Raw genomic sequence first — 23,551 nt, forward strand, 5'->3', positions numbered from 1 at the left:
TTATGCCGCTATCTTCTCTGATTACTGCCGGTGTTGAAGTCTTAAGCAATCAAGTGTTGGCACTTGATGAGGCCAGCGCCGAGCGTCGCAGTCATTTGTCGGGCAAAGTTCTGGCGATTCAAGTTAGGCCATTGCCAAATTTTTATTTTGTGGTGAGCAAGCAGCAACTCGACGTACTTCATGAATATCAAGGCAAGCCGGATTGCAGCTTGAGCATGTCGCTGTTGACCTTGATGGAATTAAAACAGGCGGAGCGAATTCCCAGCTTGATTAAGCAAGACAAGCTGCAACTGGAAGGTGATATTAAGCTGGCGCAACATTTTGCCGACTTGTTCCTGCAACTCGACCCTGATTTTGAAGAAAAGTTGTCGCAGCGGATCGGTGATGTTGCCGCTTATCAAATCGTGTCCAAGAGTCGTTTGTTGGCTCAAGCACTGAACACGCTGTTCAATAAAGCCCCTACAAAACTAACTGAGTTAGCCAGTGAAGAATGGGGTTTAGTGGTGGGTCAATTGGAATATCAAGCGTGGCAACAGCAACTACAGCTACTGGTTAAAGATGTGGATATCTTGAGTCTTCGGATACAGGATTTGAGTCAATGACCCCCAAAGAGTTTGCGCGTTTTCGGCAGATTAATCGCACCCTGTGCCATTACGGTATAGACCAATTATTGCCGAAACGTTTTTGGCCTTGGCCCTTACGCTTGTTGCGCAGCTTGGTTTTTTGGTGGCGTAATCAACACCAGCAAAGCGCGCCCGGTGCGCGTATTCGCATGGCGATGGAAGACTTAGGCCCGGTATTTATTAAATTTGGCCAGATGATGTCCACTCGGCGCGACTTATTTCCGCCAGATATTGCCGATGAATTGGCTCTATTACAGGATAAGGTCTCGCCGTTTAGTGGCGAATTGGCCAAACAACAGGTCGAATTGGCGCTGGGACAGCCGGTCGAGGATCTGTTTGATGATTTTGACTTGCAAGCCTTAGCCTCTGCCTCGATTGCTCAAGTGCATACTGCCCGTTTAAAAGAGAATGGCGCCGATGTGGTGTTGAAGGTGATCCGTCCGGGGATTGAAGCGACCATTCTGTCTGATATCGCTTTAATGCAGCGAGTTGCTAGCTTATTTGCGCGTTTCTTTAGTGATGGTCGTCGCTTACGCCCTAAAGAGGTGGTTGAAGAATATCGCAAGACCATTGTAGATGAGCTGGATTTAGCGCGTGAAGCGTCTAATGCGATCCAACTACGGCGTAATTTTAGCGGTGCTAAAGAGCTGTATGTTCCCGAGGTTTATAGCGACTACTGTAGTAAAACTTTGTTGGTGATGGAGCGGATCTACGGGATCCCAGTGGCGAACATTGGTGAACTAGAAGCGCAGGGCACCAACATGAAACTGTTGGCCGAACGAGGCGTAGAAGTCTTCTTTACTCAGGTATTTCGCGATAGTTTTTTCCATGCCGACATGCATCCGGGCAATATTTTTGTGTCTCGAGAGCATCCTGAAGATCCCCAGTATATTGGCATTGATTGCGGTATCGTGGGTACCCTCAATAAAGAAGACCAGCGTTATTTAGCGGAAAACTTTTTGGCTTTCTTTAATCGTGATTATCGTAAGGTCGCACAACTGCATATTGATTCTGGTTGGGTGCCTTCCGACACTAAGGTGGAAGAATTCGAAGCGGCGATCCGTACCGTATGTGAGCCTATTTTCGCCAAGCCGCTGTCAGAGATCTCATTTGGTCATGTACTGCTGAATCTGTTTAATACGGCGCGCCGTTTTAATATGGAAGTGCAGCCGCAATTAGTATTACTGCAAAAAACTTTACTCTATATAGAAGGCTTAGGGCGTCAGCTCTACCCCGAATTGGATTTATGGGCGACTGCTAAACCATTTTTAGAGCGTTGGATGCGTAAGCAGGTGGGGCCCGAGGCGGTCTTCTCTGCAATTAAAGAAAAGGCGCCTTATTGGCTGGAAACACTGCCGCATTTACCGGAGTTAGTTTATGATAACTTGCAATTGGCGAAACAGCAGCAGCTTAAGTTTCAACGTTTTACCGAACGTTATTTACAGCAGCAGAAGCAACGCCAACGAAGTTTGGCTTTGGCTTTAGCCGCAGCGGCAAGCTTAATTTCGGCGGCGGTGATATATCCCAGTTTACCTGTCTTGGCCTTGGCCTTGGCGGTGACTAGCGGATTAGCTGGTTTAATCTGTTGGCAACAATTGAAGTAGACACTGGGCCTTTGGCTCGATAAAAGATGAAAGAGGATCACTAAATGGGCGGTATTAGTATTTGGCAATTGTTGATTGTTGCTGTAATTGTGGTGTTGTTATTCGGCACCAAGAAGCTACGTAACATGGGCGGTGATTTGGGCTCGGCAGTAAAGGGCTTTAAAAATGCGATGCGCGACGATGAAAGCAAGCCTAGTGATCATGCCACCGACAAAGCCACCCCAGAACAGCTTGCGCAGCATAAGCAAGCCGCAGAACAAGCAAGCAAAGACAAAGACCAACAAGGTTAAGCATGTTTGATATTGGTTTTTGGGAGTTAGTCTTGATCTCGGTATTAGGGCTGTTGGTATTGGGCCCAGAACGTTTGCCGGGAGCGATCCGTAGCGTGTTATCTGTGGTGCGCTCGGTGAAGCAGGCGGTATCGTCGGTGAGCACCGAACTGAAACAAGAACTAGAGTTAGACGAGTTGCACCAAAACCTGAAGCAGGCCGAACAAAATGGTTTAGAGTCTCTTAATGGTGATTTACAAGCATCGGTAGAGACTCTAAAAGCGCGTGCCGAGTCAGTTTCTCGCCCCTATCAAAAGAAGACGGTTGATAGCCCGCAGCCTGCTGAAGCTGCAAATCAAGCTGTGCCATCCGATTCTGACATTAGCCAAGAAGACAATAAGTAAGCTATGAGCGATGCCCCCGCACAACCCTTGATCGAGCATTTAATTGAGTTACGTAATCGCCTATTGCGTGGTGTATTCGCCTGCTTAATCATTTTTCTCGGCTTGGTGTATTTTGCCAACGATATTTACGCTGCTGTCGCACAGCCCTTGCTCGCCGTATTACCAGAAAATGCGAGTATGATCGCTACCGATGTGGCGGCACCATTTTTCACGCCGATTAAGCTGACCTTAGTCACCTCGGCTTTTTTGGCCATGCCTTATTTATTAGCTCAGGCCTGGGGGTTTATTGCGCCCGGTCTGTACCAACATGAGCGCCGTTTGTTGGTGCCTTTGGTGTTTGGTTCGGCCTTGTTATTTTATGCGGGTGTTGCCTTTGCTTATTTTGTGGTGTTCCCGCTTGCCTTCAGCTTTTTTACTGCAGTTGCCCCCGAAGGGGTGACCATTGCCACCGATATTTCTAACTATCTCGATTTTGTATTGAAGCTGTTTTTTGCTTTTGGTTTAGCCTTCGAAATTCCGATTGCGACCTTGTTGCTGTGTTGGTCGGGGGCAACCTCTCCAGCGCAATTGCGAGCCAAGCGTCCCTATGTGATTGTGGGAGCCTTTGTGGTGGGCATGTTGTTAACCCCTCCCGATGTGATCTCACAAACTCTATTGGCCTTGCCGATGTGGCTATTGTTTGAGGTCGGTCTGTTCTTTGCGCGTTTTTATGTGCGCAAAGATGACGATGCCGAACAGGCGACGGATTAGCTTGGTGATGTTTGATATTGCGCTGAACCTTACCAGCTCACAGTTTGATAAAGATCGTGAACAAGTGCTACAACGGGCGCAGGCTGCTGGTGTGAGTGGCATGTTACTGTTGGCCAGCGATTTGGCCGAAAGCCAGCAAGTGAGTGATTTAGCCCAGCAGTGGCCGGGCGTATGTTATGCCACCGCTGGCGTGCATCCGCACCATGCAAAGTCGGTAAGTCCTACCGATATCGCCACTCTCAAACCGCTGTTTACCCAAACACAGGTTTTAGCGGTGGGCGAGTGTGGTTTAGACTTTAATCGTGATTTTTCACCACGTCCCCAGCAAGAGGCCATTTTTGAGGCGCAATTAGCCCTTGCAGCAGAGCTTAAGCTGCCTGTGGTGATGCATGAGCGGGATGCTCATCAGCGCTTCATCGATATCCTTAAGCCTTGGCGCGACCATCTGCCCGGCGCTGTATTACATTGTTTTACCAGCGATCAAGCGGCCCTAAAAGCCTGTCTGGATCTGGATTTGTATATTGGGATTACCGGCTGGGTGTGCGATGAGCGCCGTGGTCTCGATTTGCAACAGCGGGTGAAAGAAATTCCAATCAATAGACTGTTGTTGGAAACGGATGCGCCTTATTTGTTACCTCGCGATTTAAAACCCAAACCCAAGAGTCGCCGCAACGAACCTTGTTATTTGCCACATATCTACCAGCGAGTCGCGCAATTGCGAGGCGAGTCGTTGGTCGAGTTGCAGCAACAAGTGCAGCAAAACGCTCGCCGTCTTTTTTCATTTTAAGTTTATCTTTTCTTAATAAGTTGATCTAAGTTAATACTGAGCGAGTAGATTTCCGTTGAGTGAACATCTAGGTGTGCATCTTGCTTGCAATTGTGAATGGAACACGCCAATCCTTAGATGATATGTCTATAGTTAAGTAAATAACATTATAAAATAGGCGTGAGAACCGAACTTAAGGAAGAGAATATATCGTGACTCTGCAAATACGTTTTTACTTAATTATTCGACGCTTCGTGTTTATTAGCGGTATTCTACTGTTCAGTTCGAGTAGCCTGGCGGCGATTGTAAATAACAATCATCTGTATCAAAAAGTACAGCAGATAGCCCTGCAAGTTCAGGCTATTCGTGCCCAGCAACAGTTACCTACCTTAGAGCCCGAACCACAAATTGTCGCCGATAAGTTGGCTTCACACTTGGTTTTTAAAACCCAGCAAATTGGTCGTTTAGCTGCGGCCTTACAGCAAAAAATGTCTTTGCCAATCACGTCGTCTTTAGCGGTTGCATATAGTGTGATGCGCCCCCGTAATGTGCTGCCTTATTTAGATCAGGTTGAGCAACAGTTGGCCGCGGTCGCTAAGCACTTAGCACTACCAGAGGGCCCCGAATTGGAGCGTCCACTAGGAATGACTGAAAATGATGTTTATCAGCAGCTAGTGGTGATAGAACAATTGTTTGAGGGTTTGATTGAGCCGCAAACGGTCTCTGCGATGAGCGCAGATCTGGCGTTGATCCGCGGCGACTTGCAGCTGATTAGTGAAGCGAAAAACCTTCCTTTGCAACTCGGTTCACTTGGTCAGTACCATGATCGTCAAATGACCGATGTGAATATTTTGGCTTATCAGAGCTTGTATCTGATTGAGCGTTTATTTCGCCAATTGGATATTGAACCAAGTAAGCCCGATCGTTTACCCGTTGGCGAGTCGAGTATTGAGGCGGTTCGTGATACCACCATTCTGATCCGCGCCGAATTACATCGCGGTAAAACCATTCTTAAAATTGAGCAGGATAGCCAAGTGATGGATCCTCTGTTGCTGAGTGATGCGAACCAAAGTTATGCTGCTTTTATTCAACTACGTGATGGCTTACTAAGCATGCTGGGAGCGCCAGCCCTATGATTAATCGATTAAGTTTGAGTCAAAAAATCGCGCTTATTCCGGTTGGTATCGTATTACTCATGGTCTTGATGATATGGAGTAGTAATCATTCGCTGACAGGGGTGCAACAGAAAACCAAGGCTTTCTCTCAGGAGGTTGAACCGAGCGCTCGTTTAGCTGGAGATTTATCGGTCAATGCGCTGCAACGTCTAGTGTTGCAGTCGCACTTTAGTGAAACCGAAGCGCCTGCGCTACTTGAGCAGTATCAACAACTGGCCGAACAAGCTAAGCAATTGGAACAGAGCCCGCACCTGCGCGGGTTTAGCGATGCCGCGCAAATTACCGCTAATAGCGAACTACTCGACCAACACTTTGTTGAGGGATTAGTACCATTATTGGCTGAAATTAGTCAGTTAGAAAGCCGTGTATTACGTGATGTAGTCCCACAAACTTTGGCTAAGCTCTCGGATATTCATGCCACCTTAGATATCACCAGTTCAGGCATGCTGCCCTCGCTCACGGTTAACTTGGCGAATCATATACAGGCCGCCTCGATTGCTTTAATGAGCCATCTCAACCGGCAAGATAGTCGCAGTAAAGACCGTTTTTATTTAGAGCTATTTGGCGCACAAAACACCTTACTCGATTTGATCAAGGGCTTAAATCGAGAGCGTCATCAACAGTGGATCCAGTTGGTAGAACAGCAGGTCCAGTTGTTCGCTGACTCGGCTGATCGTTTATTTGATCTGGTTGAGCAGCAGCAACTCTTGAAGGATGACTTACTTAACCCTGCGGCAGAGCAAGTGGTCGCGGCGGCCAGTAATACCCTGCAACAACAGTGGCAAATGGTGAGTCAATCGAGTTCAGCGATTAGTGAGCAGCTACAGCAAACAGCATGGACTAACATGGCCTTTGGTTTGTCGATTGTGGTGATTTCTTTGGTGATGGGCTTGATTATTACTCGTTTAATTCGCCAGCCCGTGGTAGCGATGGTGCAGGCGATGCAAGCGATTGCCCAAGGCGATGGGGATTTAACGCAGCGTTTAGTGGTAAAAGGGCGCGACGAGCTTGCTCAGTTGGCCTCGGCCTTTAATCAGTTTATTGCACTGTTACAAACCACCGTCACTAATATTAATCAGCATGTTGCCGAGCTGAATGGGGCTGCGGGGCAACTTAATACTTTAGCGCAACAGTCAAAAACTCAAATGGGTGAGCAGCAGCGGGTGGTATCAGAGGTTAGTGGTCATATTGGCCAGCTGTCGCAAGGTTTTAGCGAAGTGGCCGATTTGGTGCGTAATGCTGATAGTTCGGCAGTCTCCATTAATCAGGCCTCGGAGCAGGGCAGTCAATTAACTCAATCGGCAACTAGCGAAATTAAGCAGTTAGTGGCTCAAGTGGATGGCGCTTCGGAAGATATGCGTGAACTGGCTAAAAATAGTAAAGATGCCAGTAAAATATTAGAAGTGATCAACAGTATCGCCGAACAAACCAATCTCTTGGCGCTGAATGCGGCGATTGAATCGGCGCGCGCAGGCGAGCATGGCCGCGGTTTTGCGGTGGTGGCCGATGAGGTTCGAAATCTTGCAATGCAAACTCGTGGCTCAACGGAGCAGATTGAGCAGATGATGTCAGATTTAGTGAAAGGTGCGGAGAAAACTGAAATACAAATGCGTGAAGGGCGTTCTCAAGCCAGTAGTAGTTTTGAATTGATGTCAGAAATGCAAGGCTCGGTGACCCAAACCCATGAGTTAGCCAGCCATATTACCGGCTTGTTGGACGAGGTGAGTGGTGCCTGTGATACGCAATTGAATACTTCTGAGACGGTGGTCAATGAAATGCAAGGAATGGAATCAGGGGCGCAGCGTAGTTTAGAAGGGACCGAGCATACGGCTCTGCAAGCTGAAAAAGTTGGGCAACTTAGCCATCAGATCCAAGCGAGCATCGCGAACTTCAAAGTATGATCAAGGCACTGAAGTGGCTTAAGTGAGCCGCTTCAGTGTTTGTGGCATTCAAGCTCTTAAATCACGTCGCTGGAACTTAGCTGAGTGCGCCAGCTGTGCAGATGTTTGATGGATACTGCGTTCCCTGCTGATTTCTACTGATCACTAGCCTTAGCTAAAAATTTGCAACATAATTTATAACATTCAGCAATTTATAGTTAAGTTGATTCTGTTTTGTATGATGGACGTCGGCCCTGCTTAAGTTTTCCTAGTGACGGCTTCGCTTCCGTTTCCAGAGCATTTTTAGAGGTTTCAATGTATCTTCCTAAGCCCTTCATCCAAGATGATTGGTCGAGCACTGTTGAGTTGCTCGGTAACTACCCTTTAGCCTGTATTGTGAGTCAAAGCGCAACTGGTTTGGTGGCGGAACATATTCCGCTATTATTGCTTGAGGTGCAGCCTGAACAATGGGTTTTACGTGGGCATATTGCCAAGGGGAATCCTTTAGCCAATAGACTGGCTCAGCCTCTGCCTGTGCTGGTGATATTTCAGGCGGAACAAGCCTATATTTCGCCTAATTATTACCCTACCAAGCAAAGTGATCCTAGGGTTGTGCCGACTTGGAATTATCAGGTGGTGCATATTAATGGCCAATTGCGCGGGATCGATGATAGCCAATGGAAACTGGCCTTATTAGCCGAGTTAACTAAAACACACGAGGCGCAACAGCTGCAACCTTGGCAGCTCCGCGATGCGCCAGAATCCTACATTGAGCAATTGAATAAGGCGATACTGGGGATTGAGGTGAGTGTTGAGCAAGTACAAGCAAAAAGTAAAATGAGTCAAAACCAAAGTCCACAGAATCAAGCTGGGGTACTGCGGGGCTTGGCTGAGCGCCAGCACCCGATGGCAGAAGTATTGGCTCGGCAAATCTCAGGGATCCAGTCTGAAAGTAAATAACAGAAAGTCGATGTGGCGGGGTTTAGGCTTGCTATGCGGCTTAGCGCTATAAACTTTTACTTCTCGCGGTCATTTATTTGTTGATGAGTCTGTTGTCGGTGGCAGTTTATGCATTTGATAAATCGGCTGCGCGACGCGTGGCGTGGTGAGTGAAAGAGCCTTACCTGCATGGGCTGGCGCTGCTAGGTGGCTGGCCGGGCGCGATGTTCGCGCAGCAATGGTTTCGCCATAAAACGTAGAAGGCCTGTTTTCGTCGGGTTTACTATCAGAGCATTGTGATTCATGATGCTTTGCTGGGGGATTGGTATAGCCCTTATACGACTGTTTATCGAGTCTGGTTGACTAAGCGATTGATGTGAGGAGGGCGATGTTGAAAATCTGTCATTATACTGAGCCCTATGCTCTGTTGGTCGCCGAGCTATTTACTGCGGCGGTGCATGCCATTGATGATGAGGTTTATTCCCCGCTACAAAAACAGGCATGGGCACCGGAGCCCTTTGATGAGACGCTTTGGCGAAGCCGTTTATTGCCCGAACGTTGTTTTTTGGCTTTGCACGAGCAGACGCTGTTAGGTTTTATTGAACTTGATGGCGACTATATCGATTGTTGTTATGTGCATCCCCAGTTTCAGGGGCAAGGGGTGGCCAGTGCTTTATATCAGCATATTGAAACGCTAGCTTTACAGCGAGGGCTGGAGCGCCTTTGGGTGGATGCATCGAAGCGGGCAAAACAATTTTTTGTTGGACAAGGTTTTATGCTGTTAAAACAAAATCAGGTGCACATTCGCGGCCAAACGCTGGAAAACTACAGTATGAGTAAAGATTTAACCGCTTTATCAGGATGGTAAAGGCTTGGCTCGCTGTGAGCTCTCGCTTTAGGGCGTGTATTGGTTTTTAAACTCCGAGTTCGCCTACCATTGCGAGTTCATCAAGCCAAAAAAAACCAAGCTCTTGCCTGGCTTTTTATCGGCGATGGAGGTGCTTAAAGTGCTTGACCGTTGACGCTTAGTTTGACATCGATATTACCACGGGTTGCATTTGAGTAAGGGCATATTTGGTGAGCGGTTTTAACCAGTTCGACCGCGGCACTTTGCTCTAATTCTAATTCAGCGGCTAAGGCTACGCTGAGCACAAAACCACCCTGTTCATTGGGGCCGATCCCTACAATCGCGGTCGTTGGTGCTGATTTAATCGCGATTTTGCCTTCGCGCGCCACATGTAAAATTGCATTCGAGAAACAAGCGGCATATCCAGCTGCAAACAGTTGCTCTGGATTGGTCGCTTCGCCACTACCACCCATTTCTTTTGGATAGCTTAAGGCTAAATCGAGTTTGTTGTCGTCGGTAGTGACTTGACCGTTACGGCCGGCTAATGCAGTGGCAGAGGTAGTGTATAAAGTAGACATACTGGATCCTTTTATTTAGGTTGTGCGCAATTAAGTTGTTAGCAACTCTAATTGAGTTCTGGTTAGAATGCAAGTATATTGTGCACAATTTAATTCCGAGCGAGTTTAGCCATGAGTGACGCTTCTAAAGATAAACTACAATCCTTTAGCCTGAGTTTAGATAAGCAGCTGTGTTTTGCCCTTTATAGTGCTTCCAATGCGATGGGGCGAGCTTATCGCCCCTTATTAGAAAAATTGGACCTCACCTACCTGCAATACATTGTGATGATGGTGTTGTGGGAGCAGCGTCGCGTGAGTGTGAAACAGCTGGGGGAAAAGGTGCATCTGGATTCGGGTACCTTAACGCCGCTACTGAAACGTTTAGAAGCGAAAGGTTTGGTGGTTCGCGCACGTAGCGAGCAAGATGAGCGAGTGCGGGTGATTAGCTTAAGTGAAGCGGGACAAGCGATGCGAGAACAGGCGCTGGCCATTCCCACAGCGATGTTGTGTCAGGTAGACATGCCTTTAGAAGAGTTGCAGGCTTTAAAGCAAGGCTGTGAGCACTTATTGAGTCAATTGCTAAAATAAAATATCGGCATAAAGCAATCGGTATGAGAAAGAGAAAGCTTGATTGAAACGCTTTTAATGCCTTCCAAATCTTACAGGGCTTAGAAATCTTAGGCCTGCGTATGGAACGCCATTGTGAGAATGCCGAGAAATTAGCCCTCTACTTAAAACAGCATCCTAAAGTCGCTTGGGTTAATTATGCGGCCTTGCCCACCTGCCCTTACTATGCACTTTGCAATAAAATTGTCGGGGGGAAAGCCTCGGGTATTTTAAGTTTTGTCTTGAAGGGCGGTAAAGATGCTGGTGGAAAGTTTATTGATGCGCTGCAGATGATTTTACGTTTAGTGAACATTGGTGATGCAAAGTCTTTAGCTTGTCATCCCGCATCAACAACCCACCGTCAGCTGAATGATGAGGAGTTGGCAGCGGCAGGGGGGAGTGCCGATTTGGTGCGGATTTCGGTTGGGATAGAAAACATCGATGACATTATTGATGATGTGAGCCAAGCCCTGGATAAAAGTTAAGCAAGGCAGATTGCATATTCATATTGAGCCAGCTTTGTGCTGGCTTTTTTGTGTCTCAAATAATGAGCCAGTCGATGGGTGTCAAGCCAGAGATACATGCGGTAAAACTTACATTTTTGGATTTATCAATAATTGTTTTATAGTTAACGTTAGGTTGCAATTTGGTTAAATTTTCTGGGTTGTCGTTATATCACGCTTAGGGAAAAGTCGTGATTTCGTGAACCTGATGTGAGGCTCGGAGTTCGCAAGCAAGGAAGCATCGATGGATAATAGGGTGGTTCAGCTCAAGGCAGCCGTGATTTCGCTGTTATTGATGCTGGTTTTTTTTCTGAATCCTTTTGGATTACGGAGCGCTTCAGAAAAATACAATGAAGATCTTATCATTGGTTTTAATGCCCCCTTGTTTCCGCTTGAGGCACAAGCACAGCTCGCCGTGGTGTTGCTGGATGAAGCCTTTATTCGACATTATGCTGGCCGATATCCGGTTGATTATAGCTCGCTCAATCAGCTGTTGATCCGTATTGCACACTATCAGCCAAAAGCTGTTTTTTTCGATATTCTTCAATATTACCCAAGCTCAAACTATCAAAGTTTGTGGACCGAACGGTTACGCAAGAGCAATCAAAAATTCCCGGTTTTTATGGCGAGTATTCCGCATATGGATCGTTCGGAATACTTCCAGAAAGATTCTGGCTTGCGCCAGAGCATTTCCGCCGCTAGTCAGCTTAGTGCCGTTGGTTGGAGCGATTATCAGCATTATTATCCGCTAAATTTTCAGTTGGATGGCAAAGCTTACCGCTCGGCTGCTATGGATTTATATCGTATTTGGTGCCTTAGTGAGCCAAGTGTGTGTCCTTATAGCGATGAAGATTTGGTGGAAAGCGGGCGGTTTACCGCGCCAATGATCGTGCAATGGAGTAATCAAGCGGCTGAAAACCAGTCCGATTTTGCCTACTTACCGGAAGGTGTCCAGTGCCAGCCTCGGACCTTAAAGGCTGAGCAATCGACCTTGATTAGACTCTATCGGCGCCTTCAATCCTTGCGAGATAACTTTTTGGCGTTGTTTCATTCGGGATTATCTGGAGAGGCGCTTAAAAAATCAGTAGCTTACCCTTGCCCGCAAGTGCTGACGATTTCCGCTACTAAGTTTTTTCAAGATGATCAAGCTGCCAAACTCAGGCGACTGCAGCAGCGCTTGGTTTTGGTGGGTTATGGGATCGAAGGTTCTCCCGATCTGGTGGAATCACCAGTGAATGGGTCGTTGGCTGGGGTCTTCTTACATGCCGTTGCGCTCGATAACCTGATTAATTTTGGTGAGAACTATTGGCATGTGCCTGCAACCATCGATGGCTTAGGGATTAATGTGAGCGATCTTATTGAAGGAATACTACAGACTATATTTTTATATGCGGCCCTCTATTATCGATTTCACTATCTGGAGAATAGCGCTTTAAACGCCGTGGCTAAGCCGCATCAGCATCATTGGAAAGGACTCATCATGGCCTTGCTGGCGATTTTGTTGACCTTTCTCTGCGTCTTATCCGCATATCAGTATTTGAAATACGGGCCGGTCAATTGGTATGCCTTTATTCTAATTTTATTGACCATTATCCCTACGTTTTTACACCAATTATTCGCTCAGTTGATGGCTTTCTACTCCAATCAATTGACACTTTTCAAGTGCGAGTTGCTCCATATGTTCTATTCGCCATTGTCGCGGATGGCGAAGTTGACTTGCTGCTGGAGCTTAATCAAAAACAACAAATTGATCTTGCTGGCTTTGCTCGGTTTAGCTTGGTTGACTGGCTTGGTGTTGACCCATTGGTTCTATTACGCGGCGGTATTTTTGCTGAGTCTGCTTGCCTTGATCGGCTTCCATGACTTGGTATCACGTTTGATGAAAGGAAAGTAATGGCTGCCTAAGCCATTTATTGGAAGGAGAATATGATGAGATTACGACTTTATTTCAGCTTACTCTTACTCGTCGTGGGTTTGCTTTTACTACCACCAGTGCAGGCGCTATCGTTGGTTGGCGCTAAAGTGTTGCGCTTTAAGTACGATCCGATAGAGCTTTGTTATCGAGACTCGCAGGGAGAGTTTACTTGTAAAGAAAGCCCTCATAGTGAGCTTCCCAATTTGCAAACAAGCTCGTTAACCGTGTTACAGCATATTGTTGACCCTGGTATGGTCGAGTTAAATATATCGGGGGAAAAGGTGTGGATCTTTCAAGACAGCGTCGAAACGGACAAAAAGGCAAAATCTTTAGGACCGTGTGTTACGCAAAGTCTTTCTAACGACCAAGGGACTAAGGTCTACGCATCGACTGGATTTGGAGAGGGATGCTAGCCATGAAGATATTGAAAATCACCTCTTTTACGCTGCTGTTAAGCGCTTGTGCCACTCAGAATTTTCCGTCGTTGAATTTGGCCTCGACCAATAAAGTAGACCAATTTGAGGGCGAATTTTTGGACAGTGAAGACGTTAGCTTAGCGCTTCAAGCAAGTTCGCTCAGTGAACCCGATGATTTAGCTCAGGATGTGATACTCAGTCAAGATCGACTCAGTCATCAGCAGTTGCTGCGCTACTTTGATGGGATCTTAAATCAGTTGTTATCTAGTTGGCCGGGTCATCGACCCGAGATTGATTTGTCGATTGAACTTTCGCGAAGTTACAGCGCTTACGCCACCCGCCAGCAGATCGTGCTATCGATGGGGATGATCTCTGATTGTGAGACAGAAGCTGAGATTGCTTTTGTGATTGCCCATGAGCTTTCGCATATTTTGTTGGGACACAATAATACCAACGCCTATTTTAAGCGACAGCATGAAACGGTTGAAGAAATGGCCCAGCTGGCAAACTTAGGAATGGCCATTGGCGATCTTGAAGTGAGTCGCGATCAGCAACAGATTAAAGTGGAGAGTAAGAACAGCCAGCACACGCAAAATACCTATAAGGACATATTTAAAACCAGTTTAGCGATTAATCGCCTGAGCCGGGATGTGATTAATTCCAGTATGAGCCGAGAATATGAGGATGAAGCCGATTTATTGGCCATCGACCTGTTAGTGAGAGCGGGTTATAACCCACGAGCCTACGACGTGGCGTTGCAACGACTTGAAAGTAGCCAGACTTTCACTCAACAGCAACTGCTGCAGAAGAAACAAGAATATCAAAAAGTGGTGACTATTTTATCCGAGTCAAAAATTCCGCAAGATGATTCCTTGTCACAGCGCTTGATCTATTATGCCGGTAACGAAGCGGCGACTCAGGCTTTACAAATTTTTGCGCAACGCCATCGTTCCGCTCAGTTACGTAGCGCGGATCTGAGTAAGTACATCCAACGCCAATATAAAGCGAGTTCAATTAAGCTGCGTCCTTTACATCAACAACGTTACCAGGCGCAGGTTAAGTCTGGTACCGATGTGCAAATTACCCGCAATTATTGGCATGCAAGCAATGCCATTCAGGCGATGCAGCAGGGCGATCTAGTGAGTGCCGAAAAATCGGCTAGAAAGGCGGTGTCAAAACCAACCAGCAGCGATGGCTATCCTCGCATAGTGTTTTCTCAAATTCGTTTACAACAGGGTCAATTGAACAAGGCGGTAAAGAATCTCGATTTAATTAAGGATTGGAAAAATTTGTCTTTGGAGTCAAGTCTCTATGCGGTGAAGACCTATCAGTTGGCTGAGCGTTATCGCCAAGCGGAAAAAATTTTACGGCAGACCCAAGCGCAATTGACCGAGCAAAGTATTTTGTATCCACAGTGGGTGAGTTTGTATTATCAAGAGAACGATATTGAAGCTTTGAATCAGTGGTTAGATAAATGTCGAGCCGTCGGTCGTAAAGATTTGAGTTTACGTTGTAACACGGCTGCGAAAATCCCAGAGGTGATCCCCGAACAAGCGACGCCAACAGAGTCGCTGCTAGAAAGGATCAATACACTGTTTTAGCATTGCGAACCAGCTGTTTGATATAGCTGTGGAAAAAAAACACTTAATGATGATTTAATGTATAAGTTGGCTAGAATAAAAATGACTAATCAATTAAATAAGCAAAGCGTAGGGACTGTATGAAAGCTTTGGTGATTGTGTTTTTGTTTATTTGCTTTCCCTTGATGGCGGGATCAACCATGCGGATTTCTGCTGCAGCTGGTGCCAATGCGCTACCAGAGGTGCTGGATATGGTCTCTTCCGCATATGCGATCATGGGCTATAAAATTGAATTATTGGGAATGCCGGCAAAACGTGCCTTACGACAGGCTAGAGACAACCCCAATATTGATGCCGAACTTGCCCGTAGTCAATTGGTGGAAAACTACTTGACCAACTATATTCGAATTCCGGTTCCGGTAAAAACGCTGGTGGTATCCGCATTTGTTGTCGATGACAGCATTCATGTGAGTCAATGGCAGCAATTAACCCCCTATCGCGTAGGCTTGGTGCGAGGTCATTTGGCTTTTCATGAGCAGCTAAAAAACCATCCTGCTGTGGAGTATTTTACCAGTGCCAATCAAGCGATTACGATGTTAGAGCGGGGTCGCGTAGATGTGGTTATTTTACCGAAGCAGATCGGAGAGTATGCGATTAAAAAGTATTGGCATAAACAGACTAGAGCCGTCACTCCGCCGATCGACCAGATTTATTTATATCATTACTTGAATCAAAAGCATCAGGCTATTGCCTCAGAGCTCACGCACATTCTGCAGCAACTCACGATTCAATCTGAATAAGCAGCTTTGAATTTGACTCTGTTGCATGGATGGTGGTTTGTTCAAACTAAACTTCTGAAGATAAGAATTGACCAATCTCATGCAGAGCATGCGTGGGTGAATGCCATTGATAATGGCGCTTTTTCTTGGTGCTTGTGGTGACGGATTGGAACATGAACAAAATGTAATGTGATCGCCACCTTGCGGTAAGGAGGGATCGCTTATAGTGAGTGCAGTGACATAACACAGGACCACAAGTGATGAGATCCCCCATGAAATTATCAACAAAAATCTGTCTGGCGGCTGCGCTTGCATTCAGTTCTACCGCAGCGATGGCCGATGACGAGGCGTTATCTGCTTTAGCCATTAAGCGGGCCAACTTTAGCTTAGAGCAGGCTATCGAAAAGGTTCACAATACTTACGCTGGACAAATTACCGAACTTGAGTTGGATGACTATCATGGTCAGGCCGTTTATGAAATAGAAGTCGTGAACCTAAACCAAGGACAGCAACACAAGCTTAAATTGAGTTTGAGCGATGGCGAAATGTTAAAAAATGAAAGCCGCAAGTTGACGCTGTTAGGTATCAGTAAATTGGATGAGGATGAGCGTTTAGCGCTGGAGCAGCTAAACCAAGCAGATTTTTCTTTGAGCCAAACGGTGGCGATGCTTAGCAGTAAGTTTCAGGCGCAAGTGCTAGAGTTGGAATTAGAAAATGAAAAGGGCATCACTTATTACAAATTCAAGTTACTCGGTGAGCAAGGTAAGCAGCGAGTGATTGTGGATGTACTAAATGGTGAAACCATTCCGGTATTGAAACACTAACAGGTTTGAATTATCACGAATCAGTGTTGCAGTTACCTCGATCACGTAGTGCTTATTGGTTTATTGGGGATGAGTTATGGGGTGGGTAAGGCCGCCCATGACCCATCTGAGGTCAAGCAATCAAAGGTAAGTTAGGTGCGAATATTAGTTGTTGAAGATGATCGAACCACCCAACAGTTTTTACAACGCGCTCTCAGTGAGCAGGGGTATCTGGTGGATGTTGCCAGTGATGGTCAAGCGGGGTTGTTTTTAGCCTTAGAGCATGACTATCAATTGTTGGTGCTGGATCGAATGTTACCTAAACTGGATGGTTTAAACCTGTTAAGCACTTTACGTGATGCCAATAAAACACTACCGGTGTTGATCTTAAGTGCCTTAGATAGTGTTGATGAACGGGTCAAAGGTTTGCGTCAAGGGGGAGATGATTATTTAGTGAAACCTTTCGCCTTAGCCGAGCTATTAGTGCGGATCGACATTCTGTTAAAGCGTCCGCGAGGCCCAGCTGCGTTCGCCAGCAATCGGCTTCAAGTTGCGGATCTTCGTATTGACTTGCTGGCGCGTCGGGTGTGGCGTGGTGAGCAGGAAATTTTACTGCAACCCAAAGAATTTAAGTTGTTACACTATTTAATGGAGCATGCAGGCCAAGTGGTGACCCGAACCCTATTATTTGAAGCCGTGTGGCATTATGATTTTGACCCCCAAACCAATGTGATCGATGTGCATGTGGCACGTCTAAGAAAGAAGGTAGAACTGGATGGCCATCGACCACTGCTTGAAACCGTTCGTGGTGTGGGTTACCGAATGCTGGCAAAATAATTTTAAAGCCAGCTCCATTTGGCGACTAACTGGTATTTATACCGGCTTATTGATGCTGGTGGTGGGTATTTTACTGTGGGTTCTTTACCAGTTGAGCGTGGGGCAGTTAAGTCGTAGCCAAGCCCAGCAAATTAGTCAGTTGTTACAGCAGCAAACCTTATTGGCTAAAGAGTTACAGCCAGCAGATTTTATTCGTCAGTTTGAGTTGCAAGCGGAGCAAGCTGGACAGTTTGTATTAGTCTTTATTAGCCCTGAGCGCAGCTATGGTCGTTTACAGAGTATTCCTTCCCAAATCAGTGCTTGTCCGACGTTGAGCCGTTTTCCGGTGTATAGCTACAACGAAATTCGTTTATTTTCTGGTTGTGTGGAGTTGCTCAACACTGGTCGTTTGCTGGTGGCCACCGACGATGAAGCGCTGGTTGAGATGCGCGAGCGCTTCATTCACGCCAGTATGATTGCCTTAGCTTTGGCTCTGGCCTTGGGACTGCTTACCGGATGGTGGTTCTCGGCTCAGTTATTACGCCGAATTAACCGGATCAATCAAGTTGCCTTGGCCGTAGAGCAAGGGCAGCTGGATGCGCGAGTGCCCTTGAGTCGCCACCACGATGAATTTGACCATCTGGCGAAACATATGAACAAAATGTTGGCTCAGCTAGAGTACTCTTTTCAGGCGATTGCAGGGGTTACCGATGCGATTGCTCACGATTTACGAACCCCCTTAGGACGACTGCGATTGGCTTTAGAGCAAAGCCTCATTGATGTGGAACATCAGCGGCTGAGTTCGACGCAAGTATCCGCCATGTTAGCCGAATTAGACGGCATATTAGTCACTTTTAGCGCCATGTTAGAGTTGACTCGCTTGGAGCAGCACCAGCAACAGGCACAGTTTAGTGCCGTGGATTTAGTTCAAATCGCGGAGGATGCCATCGAGTTATTGTTGCCGGTAAGCCAACAGCAAGACCAGCATTTATGTTTGTTTAATGCTCGCGCGGCAAAGCCCTTGCAAGGGGATCCCAGTTTATTGTTTCGCGCGATCTATAACTTATTGGAAAACGCCAGTAAGTATGCCGGACCACAGACCCAAATTAGTTTTGAGTTCAGCGGTGATGGCTTTATCGTCAGCGACAATGGCCCTGGCATTCCCGAGATGGAAAGCGAGAAGGTCTTCCAACGCTTATATCGTTTGGAGAGTAGCCGTCATAGCCCCGGTTACGGTTTGGGGCTGCCCTTAGTTCGGGCGATTGTTGCTTTGCATGGTGGTGAGATTAAACTCAGCGATAACCAACCGGGACTTAGAGTCAGCGTGAGTTTTAGCCAAAATGAAGCTTTTGTATAAGCCGCCTGTTGGCAAAAGTAATGGCGGAATGTCCAGCCATTACCTGAGTACTTGGTGTTGGTTTGCTTCTCTGTTTTAGACACTCGCGCTAAGCGAGCGCCTTGCGATGGAGTACTCGCTTGATCAAGGTGAACAGAGCAATGCTTTCCCCAGAGAGTGACAACGCGAGTTGATTATCACTTAATCCCGGATCGACGGCTAAGCCTAATAGCGCATTTCCCAAATAAGCGGTGTTGGCATCGGGGCTAGAAGCCAAGGCCTGTAACGTAGTGAGAGTGCTGGTTTCGGTGGACTCATCGCCTTTGTAATGAGCAACGTGTAACGAGGCAGCTAAGCTGGCAAATTGATTCAGACTATCGCCGGTCAACCCCATTTGAGCCAGATAGCGACGATATAGGCTGAGCATACCTTGGTTGATAAAGTTTTCTTTATATTCGGCAAAGTTGCTCATGGAAGTGATGCTATCGATGAAGAGACTCGAGATATTGAAGCTTTGATCCGCGATGTTTACATCCACTAGACGATAAGGGCAGGGCGCAGTGACGGTGGAGCCTGTTTCTACATCATATAAAAGAGTTGAACCATCTCCATTATAATCAGCCATGCTGACATCTTGCGCATGAAAATGTCCGGTAAAAACTAAATTTAAGCCATAAGCTGCCAGCATCGCACCGACGGACTCATAGTCATCAATCAGGTATTCAGGGAAAATGGTCCGTTGGCTGGCAAAGTGCGCAACGAGGCCATGGTGTTGCATCCCAAACACTAATTTGTTTTGTGCCTGTGCTTCAGTGAGTAGTGGTTGTAGCCAACCCAGTAAATCATCAGATAAAGCGCCAGAGGTTTCCGGGGAGCCGAGACTGGCGTTATCTTGATACTTGCAAGAGTCTAGTGCGACCAACCAGACCCCGCTAGTTGGCTCGGCGATATAGCTCAAAGAGTTGTCGTGTCGATAGAGTGCTTGCTGGTAGCCAAAATCTGCATATAAAGAGGCAAATTGTTCAGCATTGATAGTCTCGACCGCACTCGTTGTATCGCCATTAAAGGAGACCGCGTCGGGATTGTTGATGTCGTGATTGCCCGGTATGACATACACTTTTTTCCCCGCATCGCGTAATGGTTGTAATAATTCGAGTGCTTTTTGGTGACACACGAGTTCGCCATCTTTGGTGAGGTCGCCGGGGATTAACAATGCATCCAGCTCCGGTTGTTGCAGTAACTGCTGCACAATTGCACTTAAGATTTCACCGCTTTGGAGGAGCATTTTACGATCTTCTGCGAGGTAATTTTCAAGGGCCTGCCCAGTCGTACCTAATGCGAGGTTATAGACGTGAGGATCGGAGAGTACCGCAAAGCGCAGGGTGTCTGAAGCGCTGCGGCTTTGTGAGCTACTGCTCTGGTGACATGCGCTTAAGCTTTGACCCAGAGTGATAGTAGAGCCTAGTAATGCAGTGGTCTTTAAAAATTTTCTTCGATTAAAATTAGTCATGAATTTTCTCTTTGATTGATGAAAGATGAATTCACGCTAGGCTGGTCGGATGACTATTGGGTGACAGAATTATGAAAGGCTTTTTTTTATTGATTTAGAACAAATAGATAATGAATTCAGGCTTAAATATGGTTTGAGAATTTTGAATTATTGTCTTTAGAACTTGGCGACTTATATTGATTCATCGCCACCGCCAATAGTAAGTAGATGACCGCCAACAACCATAAATGAGTAAAGTGGTTTTGCACTTCAGTAAAGCTGGCGCCCATTTGGTTGAGCTTTAATAGGCCCAGCACCATTGGTTTGGCGGGAACTAAATCGGCTAGCATGTTGATTGGCATCGGGATCGCGCTCTGTGGCCAAATAAATCCGCAGCCAAATACAATCGGCAGAGAACTTATCAAACCGACCACCGTGGCGTAATCGCGTTTTGGTAATAGGGTTGCGATACACATTGAAAAACCGCAGCTTGCAAGCAGAAAGGGCAGCAGCATGGCCGCGATGTCTGCCATATGTCCCCAGAGGTGAACCTGGTAATAATCAAGTACAAAACCAAGATAGAAGCAGCTGAGTACGCTGTAGAGGGCCACAAACAACAGGCTGCGTACCAGCACCAACTTCCAGGCGGGCACAAAGTGCAGATAATTGGGTTTGAGTGCAGGGCGACTGGGAGTGGCGTGTAGGCCTACGGCGATTAACAAAGTTTGGTGTAACAAGATAATAAAGACAGCGGGTAATACATAATCTAAATAGCCTTGATTGGCATTAAAAACCGGATTGCTACTCAGCTTGATGGGCGTGTGTGATTCGGCGGCACCTTTAAGGGGGATGCCTTCGATAAGCATTTTGCTGACCTTGGTTTGCGCCGCTAAAGTACCCGCGGTGGTACTTAGGCCTTCTACAATGGTGCTGTAAACTAAGAAATAAGAAGCATCGCCAGCATAGGAGAGCGCTGGAGAGCGGTCCTGCAATAGGTCACGATAAAAGTGTTTCGGGATCACCAGTAAGCCGCCAACACGGCGTTCCACTAGCAGTTGCTGAGCCTGTTCAATGCTGGCCACCTGTGCGCTTACTTTGATCAGTGGGCTGGCATCGACCATCCTAAGTAGTTGCCGACTGAACTGATTGCCATCGTGATTGACCACTGCTATCTGCTGTTCTCGAGGGCTTTGTTGCATATAGGGTCGTGGATAGAGAAAGGCATAAAACAGCAAGCCCCCAATGGCGGTGAGTAACAGGGCTCGATTGGCGAACAGCCGCCGTATCTCTAGCCGCAGCAATAGGTAGCTGTTCATGATACGGACTCATCAGGTTGTGATAATCCCTGAAAACGCAGCTTGACTAGCCATGCCGCGCTGACGAAAGCCAATAGGAATATCAGTAAGTGGCTGAGTGCGGGCAGTGATTGCAACACTGGTGCCCCATAGTTTGCCTGAGTGATTTGGATCTCGATGTAGTGGCAAACCGGAATTAAGCTTCGCCAGAATTGGGCAAACCAAGGCATATCACTCACTGGGAAGGTCACCCCCATAAAGGCGAAACTTGGCGCGGTGAGGGCGGCGGCGAAACTTAAAGCGCGAGCAAGATCTTCAAATAATAAGATAAACAGCAGGGCAATGGCTTGTGAGGCCAATACACAAAGCACTAAGGCCAGCAATAGGATGCTCCACGAGCCCCGCATTGGCCAGTCGAAGCTGGTAAACATTAGGCTACAAAACAACACTCCTTGTAGCCATAGCAAGGCGCCAAAAAATAATAGTTTAGCGGCAATTTTCTTGCTGGCATCCTTTTTAAGCCAAGACCGAAAACTTTGCTCACGCAGTTCTGCGCCAAGGGCGAGTACCATCACCACCATGCAGAGCACTTGCCAAAAAGCTGGTAGGGCTGCCGAAACGATAAATTGAGCGTAGTTGCTATTGCCGTTAAACAGCGCACTAATTTGGTTGCGAATGGGGACAGCTTGGGCCAGTGCTTGCGAGGTTTGAGTATTCCCTTGGCTGAGGACTCTGAGCAGTGCAACTTTGGCATTAAAAGTGGCGTGGCTTTTTTGCAATGCCGAGTTGATTTGCTTACCCACCACCATCAGTTGGCCATTATAATAGGCGGCCACGGTAGGTGCCTGACCCAGTTTGGTATGTTGTTCAAGCTGATTGGGGATAATGAGTAACGCGTTCACTTGACCAGTGCGGAGCAGGACCCCTGCCTCCACTTGGTCGGCTACACTCTGCACCTGCAAGCTTGGGCTGGCATCATAGTGGGCGATAAGGCTACGCGACAATTGGCTGTGATCATGGTCGACCACTGCGATGGTTAAATCTCGGGTAAGCCCTGCGGAAAAAATCCACCATAACAGTACAAATAACAGTAAGGGAACCCAGCTGAGCAAGGCGCTTAACCATGCATCTTGTCGCAGCTGGTGCCACTGTTGCGCCAGCAGTTGTGAAAAGCGAGGTGATGGTGAAGACATCAGCAGGTTTCGCCTAGTGTTCAAGAGTGATAATGGCACTCATGCCGACTCGCAGTTGCGGTACTGCTTGGGTGGGCCTCGCTTCAATTTCAAAGGTGCGCAGGTCAAACCCGGTGCGACTGTCGGTGGCCCGCCAGGTGGCAAAATCCCCCATTACCGCCACATGGGAAACTTTAAAATCAACCTGTTGATTATTTAAGGCGGGCAGCGTGGCACTAAACTGCTGACCTTTCTGAAATCGGCTGAGTTGATCTTCGCGCACATGTAAAATCAGCCAGGCATCTTGCATGTCGATGATTGAAACGACTGGAAAACCTGTAGGGGCTAGCTCGCCTTGCTGCAGCAAAATTTGACTGACTTCGCCAGCGTGCCAGCTTTTCACTAAGGTATCACTGGCATAGGCTTGCACTTCGGCCACTTTCCCAGCGGCAGCTCGCAGCTGTTCGACGGCGGCTTTTTTGGTTTCGTCACGCGCGCCAGCCTTGGCCATTTGATACATTTCGGATGCCGAATTTTCAGTGTAGCGGGCTGCTTGCCATTGGGTATAGGCTTCGTCGCGTTTTTGCTCAGAGACCACACCGTCTTTAAAGAGGTTATTGACCCGTTGATAGGTCTTTTCGCTTAGCTGAGTGGCCGCTTGAGCTTTTTGCCATTGATCTTTGGCCGCTGATATTTCTTGGCTGCGAGCCCCATTTTCAGCCTGTTCGGCGATTGCCGACGCAGCTTGTTGACCGGCTTTGGCTTGCTCTAGTTTGGCTTCGAGTTCAGGACTGGTAATTGTGAAGATCAGCTGTCCTGGCTCAACCTGTTCACCCTTTTTAACCAAGACTTGATCGATCCGTCCCGCTACCTTTGAAGAAATGTTGTATTGCTGGGCCTCGATTTGCCCCTGCAGAGTTTGTGCCTGCGGTTGATAGGCTTGCCAAAAGGAATAGCCGACCCAAGCAATAATTGCCAGTAACGGTGCGATGGGTAATAGAGCGGAAAACTTACGCATAATCAGGCC

The 23,551-nt window shown here is 47.2% G+C and carries 24 protein-coding genes and 1 pseudogene; 20 read left to right on the forward strand and 5 right to left on the reverse strand.

Annotation, left to right across the window (positions count from 1 at the left end):
• The first annotated feature begins 2 nt into the window (after window positions 1–2).
• From ACRRS0_RS00365 to ACRRS0_RS00415, 11 genes are all read left to right on the forward strand, one after another.
• Complete coding sequence (locus ACRRS0_RS00365; RefSeq protein ID WP_432455187.1) at window positions 3–602, forward strand: ubiquinone biosynthesis accessory factor UbiJ; 600 nt, start codon at window positions 3–5, stop codon at window positions 600–602.
• Window positions 599–2,227, forward strand: coding sequence for a ubiquinone biosynthesis regulatory protein kinase UbiB (gene ubiB, locus ACRRS0_RS00370; RefSeq protein WP_432455186.1), 1,629 nt, complete (start codon window positions 599–601; stop codon window positions 2,225–2,227). Before ACRRS0_RS00365 ends, ubiB begins: the two co-directional genes overlap by 4 nt.
• 44 nt (window positions 2,228–2,271) lie before the next feature.
• Window positions 2,272–2,517, forward strand: a complete 246-nt coding sequence (tatA, locus tag ACRRS0_RS00375; protein WP_432455185.1) for a Sec-independent protein translocase subunit TatA — start codon at window positions 2,272–2,274, stop codon at window positions 2,515–2,517.
• Window positions 2,518–2,519: 2 nt separating this feature from the next.
• A complete protein-coding gene (gene tatB / locus ACRRS0_RS00380) occupies window positions 2,520–2,900 on the forward strand; it encodes a Sec-independent protein translocase protein TatB (protein ID WP_432455184.1) in 381 nt (126 codons plus the stop codon).
• Between the two features lie 3 nt (window positions 2,901–2,903).
• Window positions 2,904–3,650 (forward strand): twin-arginine translocase subunit TatC, encoded by a 747-nt coding sequence (gene tatC, locus ACRRS0_RS00385; RefSeq protein WP_432455183.1) that lies wholly within the window; start codon window positions 2,904–2,906, stop codon window positions 3,648–3,650.
• Window positions 3,628–4,437, forward strand: coding sequence for a TatD family hydrolase (locus tag ACRRS0_RS00390; RefSeq protein WP_432455182.1), 810 nt, complete (start codon window positions 3,628–3,630; stop codon window positions 4,435–4,437). Before tatC ends, ACRRS0_RS00390 begins: the two co-directional genes overlap by 23 nt.
• Window positions 4,438–4,628: 191 nt before the next feature.
• Window positions 4,629–5,552 carry a hypothetical protein gene (locus ACRRS0_RS00395; protein ID WP_432455180.1) on the forward strand — a complete coding sequence of 308 codons (924 nt, stop codon included), beginning with the start codon at window positions 4,629–4,631 and terminating at the stop codon, window positions 5,550–5,552.
• Window positions 5,549–7,492, forward strand: coding sequence for a methyl-accepting chemotaxis protein (locus ACRRS0_RS00400; protein WP_432455179.1), 1,944 nt, complete (start codon window positions 5,549–5,551; stop codon window positions 7,490–7,492). Before ACRRS0_RS00395 ends, ACRRS0_RS00400 begins: the two co-directional genes overlap by 4 nt.
• A 294-nt stretch (window positions 7,493–7,786) precedes the next feature.
• Complete coding sequence (locus ACRRS0_RS00405) at window positions 7,787–8,431, forward strand: FMN-binding negative transcriptional regulator (protein ID WP_432455178.1); 645 nt, start codon at window positions 7,787–7,789, stop codon at window positions 8,429–8,431.
• A 149-nt stretch (window positions 8,432–8,580) separates the two neighbouring features.
• On the forward strand, window positions 8,581–8,670 hold the full coding sequence (locus ACRRS0_RS00410; RefSeq protein WP_432455177.1) for a DUF1294 domain-containing protein: 90 nt from the start codon (window positions 8,581–8,583) through the stop codon (window positions 8,668–8,670).
• A gap of 128 nt (window positions 8,671–8,798) precedes the next feature.
• Window positions 8,799–9,278, forward strand: a complete 480-nt coding sequence (locus tag ACRRS0_RS00415) for a GNAT family N-acetyltransferase (protein WP_432455176.1) — start codon at window positions 8,799–8,801, stop codon at window positions 9,276–9,278.
• Between the two features lie 134 nt (window positions 9,279–9,412).
• Here ACRRS0_RS00415 and ACRRS0_RS00420 read toward each other — a convergent pair whose 3' ends face one another.
• Window positions 9,413–9,835: an organic hydroperoxide resistance protein gene (locus tag ACRRS0_RS00420; RefSeq protein WP_432455175.1), complete on the reverse strand. Its 423-nt coding sequence runs from the start codon at window positions 9,833–9,835 to the stop codon at window positions 9,413–9,415.
• 111 nt (window positions 9,836–9,946) lie between these two features.
• Between ACRRS0_RS00420 and ACRRS0_RS00425 the strand changes: the two genes are divergently transcribed.
• The 9 genes and pseudogenes from ACRRS0_RS00425 (at window position 9,947) to ACRRS0_RS00465 (ending at window position 18,589) form a co-directional block, all read left to right on the forward strand.
• Window positions 9,947–10,402 (forward strand): MarR family winged helix-turn-helix transcriptional regulator, encoded by a 456-nt coding sequence (locus ACRRS0_RS00425; protein ID WP_432455174.1) that lies wholly within the window; start codon window positions 9,947–9,949, stop codon window positions 10,400–10,402.
• A 56-nt stretch (window positions 10,403–10,458) separates the two neighbouring features.
• Window positions 10,459–10,905, forward strand: a pseudogene (locus tag ACRRS0_RS00430) (PLP-dependent transferase); the annotation flags it as partial.
• 262 nt (window positions 10,906–11,167) lie between these two features.
• Entirely contained in the window at window positions 11,168–12,817 is a 1,650-nt protein-coding gene (locus tag ACRRS0_RS00435) for a CHASE2 domain-containing protein (protein WP_432455173.1), read from the forward strand.
• 32 nt (window positions 12,818–12,849) lie between these two features.
• Entirely contained in the window at window positions 12,850–13,251 is a 402-nt protein-coding gene (locus ACRRS0_RS00440) for a hypothetical protein (protein ID WP_432455172.1), read from the forward strand.
• Window positions 13,252–13,253: 2 nt separating this feature from the next.
• A complete protein-coding gene (locus ACRRS0_RS00445) occupies window positions 13,254–14,855 on the forward strand; it encodes a M48 family metalloprotease (RefSeq protein WP_432455171.1) in 1,602 nt (533 codons plus the stop codon).
• 119 nt (window positions 14,856–14,974) lie between these two features.
• Entirely contained in the window at window positions 14,975–15,634 is a 660-nt protein-coding gene (locus ACRRS0_RS00450) for a substrate-binding periplasmic protein (protein WP_432455170.1), read from the forward strand.
• A gap of 251 nt (window positions 15,635–15,885) precedes the next feature.
• Entirely contained in the window at window positions 15,886–16,437 is a 552-nt protein-coding gene (locus tag ACRRS0_RS00455; RefSeq protein WP_432455169.1) for a PepSY domain-containing protein, read from the forward strand.
• Window positions 16,438–16,572: 135 nt separating this feature from the next.
• Complete coding sequence (locus tag ACRRS0_RS00460) at window positions 16,573–17,253, forward strand: winged helix-turn-helix domain-containing protein (protein WP_432455168.1); 681 nt, start codon at window positions 16,573–16,575, stop codon at window positions 17,251–17,253.
• A complete protein-coding gene (locus ACRRS0_RS00465; protein WP_432455167.1) occupies window positions 17,192–18,589 on the forward strand; it encodes a sensor histidine kinase in 1,398 nt (465 codons plus the stop codon). The genes ACRRS0_RS00460 and ACRRS0_RS00465 overlap by 62 nt, the downstream gene beginning before the upstream one ends.
• Before the next feature lie 88 nt (window positions 18,590–18,677).
• Here the strand turns inward: ACRRS0_RS00465 and ACRRS0_RS00470 are convergent, their stop codons facing one another.
• The 4 genes from ACRRS0_RS00470 to ACRRS0_RS00485 form a co-directional block, all read right to left on the reverse strand.
• A complete protein-coding gene (locus ACRRS0_RS00470; protein WP_432455166.1) occupies window positions 18,678–20,078 on the reverse strand; it encodes a metallophosphoesterase family protein in 1,401 nt (466 codons plus the stop codon).
• A 122-nt stretch (window positions 20,079–20,200) separates the two neighbouring features.
• Entirely contained in the window at window positions 20,201–21,373 is a 1,173-nt protein-coding gene (locus ACRRS0_RS00475; RefSeq protein WP_432455165.1) for an ABC transporter permease, read from the reverse strand.
• Window positions 21,370–22,545, reverse strand: coding sequence for an ABC transporter permease (locus ACRRS0_RS00480; RefSeq protein ID WP_432455164.1), 1,176 nt, complete (start codon window positions 22,543–22,545; stop codon window positions 21,370–21,372). The genes ACRRS0_RS00475 and ACRRS0_RS00480 overlap by 4 nt, the downstream gene beginning before the upstream one ends.
• 13 nt (window positions 22,546–22,558) lie before the next feature.
• The gene (locus tag ACRRS0_RS00485) at window positions 22,559–23,542 is read right to left on the reverse strand and encodes an HlyD family secretion protein (RefSeq protein ID WP_432455163.1); all 984 of its coding nucleotides are present in this window, start codon (window positions 23,540–23,542) and stop codon (window positions 22,559–22,561) included.
• Window positions 23,543–23,551 lie beyond the last annotated feature (9 nt).

Origin of the sequence: Agarivorans sp. QJM3NY_29, from assembly GCF_050870835.2 — a bacterium.
Lineage (GTDB): Bacteria > Pseudomonadota > Gammaproteobacteria > Enterobacterales > Celerinatantimonadaceae > Agarivorans.

Excerpts from the sequence above, each read along its gene's own strand:
- ACRRS0_RS00365 (WP_432455187.1), top strand. The coding sequence starts at position 3 with ATGCCGCTATCTTCTCTGATTACTGCCGGTGTTGAAGTCTTAAGCAAT.
- ubiB (WP_432455186.1), top strand. The coding sequence starts at position 599 with ATGACCCCCAAAGAGTTTGCGCGTTTTCGGCAGATTAATCGCACCCTG.
- tatA (WP_432455185.1), top strand. The coding sequence starts at position 2,272 with ATGGGCGGTATTAGTATTTGGCAATTGTTGATTGTTGCTGTAATTGTG.
- tatB (WP_432455184.1), top strand. The coding sequence starts at position 2,520 with ATGTTTGATATTGGTTTTTGGGAGTTAGTCTTGATCTCGGTATTAGGG.
- tatC (WP_432455183.1), top strand. The coding sequence starts at position 2,904 with ATGAGCGATGCCCCCGCACAACCCTTGATCGAGCATTTAATTGAGTTA.
- ACRRS0_RS00390 (WP_432455182.1), top strand. The coding sequence starts at position 3,628 with ATGCCGAACAGGCGACGGATTAGCTTGGTGATGTTTGATATTGCGCTG.
- ACRRS0_RS00400 (WP_432455179.1), top strand. The coding sequence starts at position 5,549 with ATGATTAATCGATTAAGTTTGAGTCAAAAAATCGCGCTTATTCCGGTT.
- ACRRS0_RS00405 (WP_432455178.1), top strand. The coding sequence starts at position 7,787 with ATGTATCTTCCTAAGCCCTTCATCCAAGATGATTGGTCGAGCACTGTT.
- ACRRS0_RS00415 (WP_432455176.1), top strand. The coding sequence starts at position 8,799 with ATGTTGAAAATCTGTCATTATACTGAGCCCTATGCTCTGTTGGTCGCC.
- ACRRS0_RS00420 (WP_432455175.1), bottom strand. The coding sequence starts at position 9,835 with ATGTCTACTTTATACACTACCTCTGCCACTGCATTAGCCGGCCGTAAC.
- ACRRS0_RS00425 (WP_432455174.1), top strand. The coding sequence starts at position 9,947 with ATGAGTGACGCTTCTAAAGATAAACTACAATCCTTTAGCCTGAGTTTA.
- ACRRS0_RS00435 (WP_432455173.1), top strand. The coding sequence starts at position 11,168 with ATGGATAATAGGGTGGTTCAGCTCAAGGCAGCCGTGATTTCGCTGTTA.
- ACRRS0_RS00440 (WP_432455172.1), top strand. The coding sequence starts at position 12,850 with ATGATGAGATTACGACTTTATTTCAGCTTACTCTTACTCGTCGTGGGT.
- ACRRS0_RS00445 (WP_432455171.1), top strand. The coding sequence starts at position 13,254 with ATGAAGATATTGAAAATCACCTCTTTTACGCTGCTGTTAAGCGCTTGT.
- ACRRS0_RS00450 (WP_432455170.1), top strand. The coding sequence starts at position 14,975 with ATGAAAGCTTTGGTGATTGTGTTTTTGTTTATTTGCTTTCCCTTGATG.
- ACRRS0_RS00455 (WP_432455169.1), top strand. The coding sequence starts at position 15,886 with ATGAAATTATCAACAAAAATCTGTCTGGCGGCTGCGCTTGCATTCAGT.
- ACRRS0_RS00465 (WP_432455167.1), top strand. The coding sequence starts at position 17,192 with ATGGCCATCGACCACTGCTTGAAACCGTTCGTGGTGTGGGTTACCGAA.
- ACRRS0_RS00470 (WP_432455166.1), bottom strand. The coding sequence starts at position 20,078 with ATGACTAATTTTAATCGAAGAAAATTTTTAAAGACCACTGCATTACTA.
- ACRRS0_RS00475 (WP_432455165.1), bottom strand. The coding sequence starts at position 21,373 with ATGAACAGCTACCTATTGCTGCGGCTAGAGATACGGCGGCTGTTCGCC.
- ACRRS0_RS00480 (WP_432455164.1), bottom strand. The coding sequence starts at position 22,545 with ATGTCTTCACCATCACCTCGCTTTTCACAACTGCTGGCGCAACAGTGG.
- ACRRS0_RS00485 (WP_432455163.1), bottom strand. The coding sequence starts at position 23,542 with ATGCGTAAGTTTTCCGCTCTATTACCCATCGCACCGTTACTGGCAATT.